This is a genomic window from Burkholderia sp. ZZQ-2, from assembly GCF_050768715.1.
Lineage (GTDB): Bacteria > Pseudomonadota > Gammaproteobacteria > Burkholderiales > Burkholderiaceae > Burkholderia > Burkholderia cepacia.
Window position 1 is genome coordinate 1 of the sequence record NZ_LDVA01000100.1, and the last position, 9,295, is coordinate 9,295.

Consider the following 9,295-nt stretch of genomic DNA (forward strand, 5'->3'; position numbering starts at 1 on the left):
GCGGGCGCTCGATACCGTGCAGCGCGAATTCGGCCGGGTCGACGCGCTGCTGAACATCGCGGGCGCGTTCGTGTGGCAGACGATCGCCGACGGCGACGCCGCCACGTGGGACCGCATGTACGAACTGAACGTGAAGACCGCGCTGAACGCATCGAAGGGCGCGCTGCCGCACCTGCTGGCGAGCCCGGCCGGGCGTATCGTCAACATCGGCGCGGGCGCGGCGTTCAAGGCCGGCGCGGGAATGGGCGCCTATGCGGCCGCGAAGGCCGGCGTCGCGCGGCTCACCGAGGCGCTGGCGGCCGAACTGCTCGACCGTGGCGTGACGGTGAACGCGATCCTGCCGAGCATCATCGATACGCCGCCGAACCGCGCGGACATGCCGGACGCGGATTTCACGCGCTGGGTGCGGCCGGAACAGATCGCGGCGACGATCGGGTTCCTGCTGTCGGCCGACGCGCAGGCGATCACCGGCGCGTCGATCCCGGTGACCGGCCGCGTCGCATAGTCCGGCGGGCACGGGCTCGCGCTCGCGCGGCGGCCGGCCGTGCGTACAATGGCGCACCGGACATACGCGAGCCCAGCCCGAGACCATGCATCAGCCCCATATCCTGATCGTCGAAGATGAAGTGGCGATCGCGGACACGATCGTCTACGCCCTCGGCACCGACGGCATGCAGACCGTCCACTGCACCCTCGGGCAGGCGGCGCTCGACCGCCTGCGCGATGCGCGCTTCGACCTCGTCGTGCTCGACGTCGGCCTGCCGGACCTCAGCGGCTTCGAGGTATGCCGGCGGCTGCGCACGTTCTCCGACGTGCCGGTGATCTTCCTCACGGCGCGGCACGACGAAATCGACCGGATCGTCGGGCTCGAGATCGGTGCCGACGATTACGTGGTCAAGCCGTTTTCGCCACGCGAGCTGGCGGCCCGGGTGCGCGTGATCCTGCGGCGTTTCCACCGGGCGGCCGCCCCCGAATCGATACCCGCGCCCGCGCCGGCACCCGCCGCGACGACCGCGCCGGGCTTCACGGTCGATACCGATGGCGCGCGCGTGTCGTGGCGCGGCCACGCACTGGATCTCACGCGCTACGAATTCGGGCTGCTGGCGCTGCTGGTCCGGCATCCCGGGCGCATCTATTCGCGCGAGCAGCTGATGGATCTCGTGTGGCACGAGGCCTTCGATTCGGCCGACCGCACGGTCGACACGCACATCAAGACGCTGCGCGCCAAGCTGCGCGCGATCGACCCCGAGCGCGACCCGATCCGCACCCATCGCGGGATGGGTTATTCGCTGCAACCGTAACGACCGGCACCGCCCATGCATATCGGCCTGCGCATCTTCTTCGGCTTTTTCCTGATCGTCGGGCTGGCCGCGCTGATCACGCTGCGCGTGTTCGTGCAGGAGGTGAAGCCCGGCGTGCGCGAAGCGATGGAGGACACCCTCGTCGATACCGCGCAAGTGCTCGCGACGCTGGCCGCCGACGACATGGCCAGCGGCCATATCGCCGACGGCGCTTTCGCGCGGCAGCTCGCGCAACTTCACGAACGCCCGGTCAGCGCGAACGTGTGGGGCGTGCAGAAGAACGTGATCGGCTACCGCCTCTACATCACCGACGCGCACGGCATCGTGCGCTACGACTCGACCGGCCGCGCGCTCGGGCAGGACTATTCGCGCTGGAACGACGTCTACCGGACGCTGCGCGGCGAATACGGCGCGCGCAGCACGCGCAGCGATCCGAACGACGACAGCAGCACCGTGATGCACGTGGCGGCACCGATCCGGCGCGGCAACGAGATCATCGGCGTGCTGACGATCGCGAAGCCGAACCAGACGGTCGCGCCGTTCATCGCGCGCAGCCAGCGCAAGATCATGCTGTACGGCGCGCTGCTGATGGGCGGCGCGATCCTGATCGGCGTCGCGTGCACCTGGTGGCTGGTGATCGGGCTGCGTCGCCTGCAGCGCTATGCGCGCGCGATTGCGGCGGGCGAGCGGGCCGACATGCCGCTGCAGGGCGCGAGCGAGCTGGCCGAGCTCGGGCGCGCGGTGGAAAGCATGCATCAGCGGCTGGAGGACCGGCAGTACGTCGAGACCTACATCCACACGCTCACGCACGAGATGAAAAGCCCGCTGGCGGCGATCAGCGGTGCAGCCGAACTGTTGCAGGAAGACATGCCGGTTGCGAACCGCCGGCGCTTCACCGAGAACATCCGCCGCCAGGCCGGCCGCCTCGAACAGATGATCCGCAAGCTGCTCGCGCTCGCCGAAGTCGAACAGAAGCAGCGGCTGTCGGTGCGCGAACCGGTCGCGCTGCGGCCGGTGCTCGAACAGCTCGTCGACGATATCGAGCCGCGCGCGAGGCAGCGCGGCGTGAACCTGGCGATCGACGCGAACGACGCGGCCGACCCGGCGGTCGTCGAAGGCGATCCGTTCCTGCTGCGCCAGGCGCTCGGCAACCTGCTCGACAACGCGCTGGATTTCGCGCCGCGGGGCAGCACGATCCGCATCGCGCTCGAACGGCAGCCGGCGGGCAGGGCGCACGTCGCGATCGTGCGCGTCGCCGATGACGGCCCCGGCGTGCCCGACTACGCACTGGCGCGCGTGTTCGAGCGCTTCTATTCGCTGCCGCGCCCCGACGGGCAGGATCGCAGCACGGGCCTCGGGCTGTGTTTCGTCCGCGAAGTCGCGATGCTGCACCGCGGCCAGGTCGCGCTCGCGAACCGCGACGAAGGCGGCGCGTGCGCGACGCTCACGCTGCCGTCGTCGGCCTGACCGCGCTTCACGTTCGCCCCACATTCGGCCCACATTCGCTTCACACCGGCTTCAATCGCCCTTCACCGGGCCGGCGCATGCTGGCGGTACCTTTTACTCCGGTACCTGTCGGCCATGAATCGAGTCCTGTTGTTCAAATTCGCGATCACCGCGTTGCTTGCGCTGCTGATCCTGATCCCGCTGCAGATGGTGCAAAGCATCGTGCACGAACGCTCCGCGTATCGCATGGACGCGCTGCAGAGCATCTGGTCGAGCTATGCGGGGCCGCAGACGGTGTCGGGGCCCGTGCTTGTCGTGCCTTACACGGAAGTCACGCGCGTGCGTGACGAGACGCCCGCCGGCGGCGCGACGAAGACGAGCCTGAGAAGCGAGACGAAGCGCCTGCTCGTGTTTCCGAAGACGCTGAACGTCGACGGCACGCTGACGACCAGCGTCCGCTATCGCGGTATTCACAAGGCACTGGTATACGAACTGACGAGCCGGTTGACCGGCACGCTGGCGTTGCCGGACCTGAAGAAGCTGCCGCAGGCGGACGGCCACGTGAGCTTCAAGGTCGACAACGCCTATGTCGCGATCGGCATCGGCGACATTCGCGGGCTGACCGCGCAACCCGACCTGCGTATCGGCGGCGCGCGTTTCGACGTGGAGCAGGGCTCGCGGCTGGACAGCCTGCGCCAGGGTGTGCATGCGAACGTCGACCTCGCGGCGCTGGCCGAAGCAGGCGCGGGGGCGGGGGCGGTCGTGCCGTTCAGCATCGACCTGCCGCTGCGGGGCGCGGAGTCCGTCGCGTTCGCGCCGGTGGGCGACCAGAACGATTTCTCGTTGAAGTCGACGTGGCCGCATCCGAGTTTCGACGGCGCGTTCCTGCCGAACAACCGCACGGTCGATGCGCGCGGCTTCACCGGCAACTGGCGCGTGACGTCGTTCAACACGAAGGCGCGCGAGCAGATCGCGACCGGCAACGGGGACAGCGCGATCGAAGCGGCGTCGGTGTCGATGATCGAACCCGTGAACGTCTATCTGCAGGCCGAACGCGCAACGAAGTACGGCGCGCTGTTCGTGATGCTCACGTTCGCGAGCTTCTTCATGTACGAGCTCGTGAAGCGGCTGCGCATTCACCCGATCCAGTACACGCTGGTCGGCCTGTCGCTCGCGTTGTTCTTCCTGCTGCTGCTGAGCCTCTCCGAACACATCGCGTTCGCGTACGCGTATCTCGCGGCGAGCGGCGCATGCATCGGGCTGCTCGGCTTCTACCTGTCGTTCGTGCTGCACAGCGTGAAGCGCGGCGCGGTGTTCTCGGCGCTGCTCGCGGTGCTGTACGCGGCGCTCTACGGGCTGCTGCTGTCGGAAGACAACGCGCTGATGCTCGGTTCGCTGCTGCTGTTCGCGATCCTCGCCGGCATCATGACGCTCACGCGCCGCGTCGACTGGTATTCGCTCGGCGCCGCGTGGCAGCCGCTGGCCGACAAGGCGGCCGCGGGCGCCGTGAAGCCGGGCGCGCAGGCGAAGTAGGCACGCGGGTGGCGAGCGCGCCGGTCGGCAATGCGACGGCCGGGGCGTCATCCGGCGCGGCACAGCCGCGCTTCACGCGCGTGGTGCGGGCCGGCGAAAACGCGCGAGCGGAATTTCGGCGACGGCGGTGATCTCGATCAGCAGGTCGGGATGGTAGAGACGTTCGACCTGGACGGTCGTCGTCACCGGATAGGGCGCGGCGAAATACGTGTTGCGGATGTCGCCGGCCTGCATGAAGGCATCGATGTCGGTTGCGTAGTGGACGAGCGAGATCACGTCCTGCATCTGCCCGCCCATCGCGGCGAGCACGGCGCGGATGTTGTCGAGCGTCTGCCGTAGCTGCATGCGCATGTCGCCGTGGCCGACCACCCGGCCGTCGCGGTCGAGCGCCACTTGCCCCTTCAGATGCACGATCCGGCCGTCGCCCTGGATTACGGCCATCGAGAACGCGCCGAACGGCGCCCAGACTTCCGGCGGATTCACTGCTTCGGCCATCACGCGGCTCCTGTGGGGGGCGGCTGCACGGTTCGCGGCGAGCGGCCGCGCAACGAGGGCGCGCCGTCGACAGCACCGCCCGCTTCGTCGACAATCGCGCCATTATGGATGAACGCGCGGCGACGCATGGGGCGTTGTTTCGCGATCGCGACGACACACATGGACGATATCCGCGTCATCAAGGATCGTGCGGCGCTCGACGGCACCGCGTACGTCGAACTCATGGGCGGGCCGTATGCGCGCACCTGCTGGAATGCCGGGTCGCTGTTCTTCGACGAGGAAGTGTTCGGGCTGCTCGAGGCGGCAATCGCGCGGCAGATCCCCGACTACGACCATTACACGTTCAACGCCGTCGGCATGGCCGACTGGCTTGCGATCGTCGCCGAACTGGCCGACACGGGCAGGCGGCTCGGCAACGCCGCGCAGCGCACCGCCGCGCTCGACCGGCTCGGTTTCATTTTCAGCGGATCGCGGCAGGCTTTCGTCGATCGTCTCGACGCAAGCTGCGCCGCGCTGGCCGGCGTGATCGCGGAAGTCGACGCGTGGACGCGCGACGTTCGGCTTCGCCACGACCAGGTGACGATCCTCGGGATGTGACGCGGCGCGTGCCGGCTGTCACCGCCGACAGGCCGGGCGGCATCCACTTATACTCAAGCTTTTCCGCCATTCGATTGTCGCCGTGCCCACGCCTGCCCCCACCGATCCGTCCATCGACGATCCGCGTCCGACCCCGCCCGTACAGCCCGAACTGGAAGACTGCTGCAACAGCGGTTGTTCGCCGTGCGTTTTCGACCTGTACGACGAAGCACTGGCGCGCTATCGCGTCGAACTGGCGGAGTGGGAAGCGCGGCACGCGCAGCCCAAGCCATGACGACAAGCCCGATGCCGGCGAGCGGTGCGCACGTGCCGCGCGTCTCGAGCCGCGCCGGCAGTGGGCGCCGGTTCCGCGTCACGCGCCCGCATGCAGCCGCCGATGCAGCGGCCCGAGCATGGCCGACAGCGCGATGCACGCGAGCAGCACGGCCGTCAGCGCGAACATCGACGTTCTGAAGCCCTGCACATAATCGAGCGCGGCCGGATGCGTGCCGAGCCGGGCGAAGAACACGCCGCCGAGCGTCGCCGCGCCGACGGCCGCGCCGATCTGCAGCATCGCGGTGACCATGCCGGATGCCACGCCCGCGCGGGCGGTATCGACTTCCGCGAGCACGATCCGCACGACCGACGGCAGCACGAGGCCCTGGCCGACACCGATCGCCGCGATCCCCGCGTAGAAGCCGGGGCCCGGCGCGGCCGCACCGGCAAGCGCGGCGGCCGTCGCGACGCCGGCCGCGAGCATCGCGAAACCGAGCGTGAGCACGCGATAGCCGCCGAACCGGCCGACGAGCCGCGGCATCAGCAGCGGGCTCGACAGGAAGCCGAGCCCGAGCGGCAGGATCGCGAGCCCCGATGCGAGCGGCGACCAGTTCAGGCAGCCCTGCAGATAGATCCCGTAGCTCAGGAAGAACGCGCTCAGCGTATAGAACAGGAACGCCAGCACGAGTCCGAGTGCGACGACCGGGTTCCGGAACAGGCGCACGTCGAGCAGCGGATCGTGGCCGCCCGCGAGACGGCGCGCCTCGACCGCCAGCAGCGCGCCGAGCATCGGCAGCGCGCCGACGAGGCACGCGACCATCCACAGCGGCCAGCCGGCCTCGCGCCCGTGCGTGAGCGGGTAGACGAGCATCAGCAGGAACAGCGACAGCAGGGCCATGCCGGGCACGTCGATGCGCTGGCCGCGCGGCGGCCGGCTTTCCGGGATGAAGCGCCAGCTGCCGATCAGCGCCAGGATGCCGATCGGCAGATTGACGAGGAAGATCGCGCGCCAGCCCAGCCCGAACGGATGCAGGCTGATCAGCGCACCGCCGCCGAGCTGGCCGATCACGGCCGCGAGGCCGAACACGAAACCGTAGAAGCCCATCACGCGCACCTGCTCCTGCGGGCTGAACACGCTGCGGATCGTCGCGAGCACCTGCGGCGCGAGGATCGCGGCGAACAGGCCCTGCAGCACGCGGCCGCCGACCAGCACCGCGCCGCTGCCGGCGAGCCCGCACAGCGTCGACGCGACGACGAAGCCGGCCATCCCGATCATGAACATGCGCTTGCGGCCGTACAGGTCGCCGAGCCGGCCGCCGGTGATCTGCACGACGGCGTTCGCGCACGCGTACGCCGACACGACGAGCTGCAGCTCGGCCGGGCGCGCGCCGATGCCGTCGCGGATGGCCGGTAGCGCCAGATTCACAATGAAGTAGTCGAGCGGCGGCAAAATCGCGCCAACCAGCAGGACCACCAGTGCCCAGCCGTGGTGGCTGCGCGGTGTCGCCGCGGCGGCCGTGCCGGCCGGGCCGCAGGGGGCAAGGGTATCGTTGGTCATGGAAACCAGTCCGAAGAAACGAGGGCCGTATCCGCGCCGAACGCGGCGCCGGGGGCGCCGGTTCGGCCGGGGGCGGGCGATTGACCCCCATTCTGGGTGGTGGCAATGAATCGGAAAAGCGGGAATTGGTGGTAGCATCCATCGGGTTATTCGATGGATGGAGAAGGGCGATGCGCGGTTTCGACCTGGATCAGTTGCGTACTTTCGCGGCGGTCGCGGATGCCGGCAGCCTGACGGCCGCCGCGCCGCTGCTGCACCTGTCGCAGTCGACGGTCAGCGAGCAGGTGCGCAAGCTCGAATCGCGCGCCGGCGTGCCGCTGTTCGTGCGCAGCAAGCGCGGCGTCGAGCCGACCCCGGCCGGCTCGCGGCTGCTGCAGCACGCGCGGCGCATCGTCGCGCTGAACGAGGCCGCGTTCGACGAAGTGCGCGGGCAGGCGATCAAGGGCGAACTGCGCGTCGCGATCACCGATTACTACCGGACGAACGAAGTCGCGGGCCTGCTCGCCCGGCTGCGGGAGTGCTACCCGCAACTGAGCCTGCACGTCAGCGCGATGAAGAGCGCGGACATCGAGGCGGCGCATGCGCGGGGGCAGGTCGATCTCGGCGTGGTGATGAACCTGTCGAGCGGGCCGTTCCGGCCGGCGTCGGCCGATACGCGCTGGGTGCTGCGGCGCGAGCCGCTGTCGTGGGTCGCGTCGCCCGCGCTCGCCGAGCAACTGCCCGAGCCGTTGCCGCTCGTGCTGCTGCCGGACGACTGCATGATGCATCAGGTCGCGGTGCGCGCGCTCGACGAGCGGCATACGCCGTACCGGCTCGTGCACAGCGCGTCGGGGGTCGCGGGGCTGCAGTCGATGCTGGCGGCGGGGCTCGGTGTGGGCTGTCTGTGCGCGTCGGCGATCGGCGAGGGCACGATGCGGCTCGGCGCGAAATACCGTCTGCCGCCGCTGCCCGACGCGGTGTTTTCGCTGACGCCGCCGATGCCGGGCGAACGCGAAACCGTCACGCAGGCGCGCGAGGTGCTGTCGCGGCAATTGCTGATGTAGAAGAACCGTAGAACCGGGCCGCGCGATGCGCGGCGGCGCGTACCTGAGAGGCGCGCCAGGAGAAAAAAATGAACGACGAACTGCAACGCCAGATGGCCGCGAAGCTGCAGGATGCGCTGGAGCGCGTGGTCGACGAACGCTCGCTGATCCACTTCCTGCGCGTGCTCGGCCACGACTGGAACAAGGAGCGGCAGCTCGAGGCCGACCTGCCTGCGTCGCCATATGCGCGCGCGGCGCTCGGCTGGGAAAACCACTCGATCGGCGAGTACCTGGATGCGATGGTCGACTGGGCCGAGGCATCGGAGGAAGGGCTGCGCTACTACGACGTGCCCGACAATCCGTGGCGGCGCATGGCGGACATCCTGTTCGCCGGGAAAAGCTACGAATAGCGCCGCTCGGGCGATTCGTTCACTGCACGTTCGCCGCTGCGAATCGTCCAACTGCCCAACCGCCTATTCGACCGGTTCGCCGTTCACGTACGCACGCAGCCCGTCGGCCAGCGCATCGAACACCGCGCGGCAGCGCGGGCTCGTGCGCAGGTCCTCGTGCATCACGACCCAGGTTTCCAGCTGCATCGCGGGCCCGTCCGGCAGCACGCGCACGAGCCGCGCGTCCCGTTTCGCGAGCCCGGTCTGGCAGAAGCCGATCCCGTAGCCGGCGCGGATCATCGCGAGCTGCGCCAGGTTGCTGTCGGTGCGCAGCGAGAACGCGTCGCGCTTCCACATCGGCATGCCGCGGCCCGCCGAGCGGATGAACGGCGTGACCGTGTCGAAGCCGATCAGCGCGTGATGCGCGAGTTCGTCGATCGTCGCGGGCGCCCCGTTGCGCGCGAGGTAGTCGTCGCGCGCATACAGCGCGACATCGATTTCGCCGATGCGCCGCGCCACGAGCGCCTCCTGCGCGGGCGGCGCCATCCGGACCGCGATGTCGGCCTCGCGCTTGAGCACGTCCTGGATGCGGTCGGTCGGCACCAGCTCGATGACGAGCCCCGGATGGTTGCGCCGCAATTGCGCGAGAACCGGCGGGAGCACTTCGACGGCGATCACGTCGCTGGCCGAGATCCGCAC

General features: G+C 69.4%; 11 protein-coding genes. 8 read left to right on the forward strand and 3 right to left on the reverse strand.

The features are described from left to right. From ABY44_RS05070 to creD, 4 genes are all read left to right on the forward strand, one after another. Positions 1 to 505 (forward strand): SDR family NAD(P)-dependent oxidoreductase (locus ABY44_RS05070; RefSeq protein ID WP_431640925.1); only part of this gene is annotated, 505 nt, incomplete at its 5' end. 85 nt (positions 506 to 590) lie between these two features. Further along, positions 591 to 1,301, forward strand: a complete 711-nt coding sequence (gene creB, locus ABY44_RS05075; RefSeq protein ID WP_060173276.1) for a two-component system response regulator CreB — start codon at positions 591 to 593, stop codon at positions 1,299 to 1,301. A 15-nt stretch (positions 1,302 to 1,316) separates the two neighbouring features. Continuing rightward, positions 1,317 to 2,768 (forward strand): two-component system sensor histidine kinase CreC, encoded by a 1,452-nt coding sequence (creC, locus tag ABY44_RS05080; protein WP_060173275.1) that lies wholly within the window; start codon positions 1,317 to 1,319, stop codon positions 2,766 to 2,768. A 114-nt stretch (positions 2,769 to 2,882) separates the two neighbouring features. Then, positions 2,883 to 4,280, forward strand: coding sequence for a cell envelope integrity protein CreD (gene creD, locus ABY44_RS05085; protein WP_060173274.1), 1,398 nt, complete (start codon positions 2,883 to 2,885; stop codon positions 4,278 to 4,280). Between the two features lie 72 nt (positions 4,281 to 4,352). Here creD and ABY44_RS05090 read toward each other — a convergent pair whose 3' ends face one another. After that, entirely contained in the window at positions 4,353 to 4,775 is a 423-nt protein-coding gene (locus ABY44_RS05090) for a RidA family protein (RefSeq protein ID WP_060173273.1), read from the reverse strand. 159 nt (positions 4,776 to 4,934) lie between these two features. Between ABY44_RS05090 and ABY44_RS05095 the strand changes: the two genes are divergently transcribed. Next, positions 4,935 to 5,372 carry a hypothetical protein gene (locus ABY44_RS05095; protein WP_230948741.1) on the forward strand — a complete coding sequence of 146 codons (438 nt, stop codon included), beginning with the start codon at positions 4,935 to 4,937 and terminating at the stop codon, positions 5,370 to 5,372. Between the two features lie 82 nt (positions 5,373 to 5,454). Beyond that, positions 5,455 to 5,646 (forward strand): oxidoreductase-like domain-containing protein, encoded by a 192-nt coding sequence (locus ABY44_RS05100; RefSeq protein ID WP_081064653.1) that lies wholly within the window; start codon positions 5,455 to 5,457, stop codon positions 5,644 to 5,646. A gap of 78 nt (positions 5,647 to 5,724) precedes the next feature. On the opposite strand, the gene ABY44_RS05105 is transcribed toward ABY44_RS05100, so the two are convergent. Then, positions 5,725 to 7,185, reverse strand: a complete 1,461-nt coding sequence (locus ABY44_RS05105) for an MFS transporter (RefSeq protein WP_060173271.1) — start codon at positions 7,183 to 7,185, stop codon at positions 5,725 to 5,727. A 170-nt stretch (positions 7,186 to 7,355) separates the two neighbouring features. Between ABY44_RS05105 and ABY44_RS05110 the strand changes: the two genes are divergently transcribed. Together ABY44_RS05110 and ABY44_RS05115 are read left to right on the forward strand one after the other, a co-directional pair. After that, positions 7,356 to 8,228 carry a LysR family transcriptional regulator gene (locus ABY44_RS05110; protein WP_059698697.1) on the forward strand — a complete coding sequence of 291 codons (873 nt, stop codon included), beginning with the start codon at positions 7,356 to 7,358 and terminating at the stop codon, positions 8,226 to 8,228. A 68-nt stretch (positions 8,229 to 8,296) separates the two neighbouring features. Continuing rightward, entirely contained in the window at positions 8,297 to 8,617 is a 321-nt protein-coding gene (locus ABY44_RS05115; protein WP_034195962.1) for a DUF7660 family protein, read from the forward strand. 63 nt (positions 8,618 to 8,680) lie between these two features. On the opposite strand, the gene ABY44_RS05120 is transcribed toward ABY44_RS05115, so the two are convergent. Further along, positions 8,681 to 9,295, reverse strand: a 615-nt coding sequence (locus ABY44_RS05120) for a LysR substrate-binding domain-containing protein (RefSeq protein ID WP_431640927.1), incomplete at its 5' end; no start/stop codon positions are given.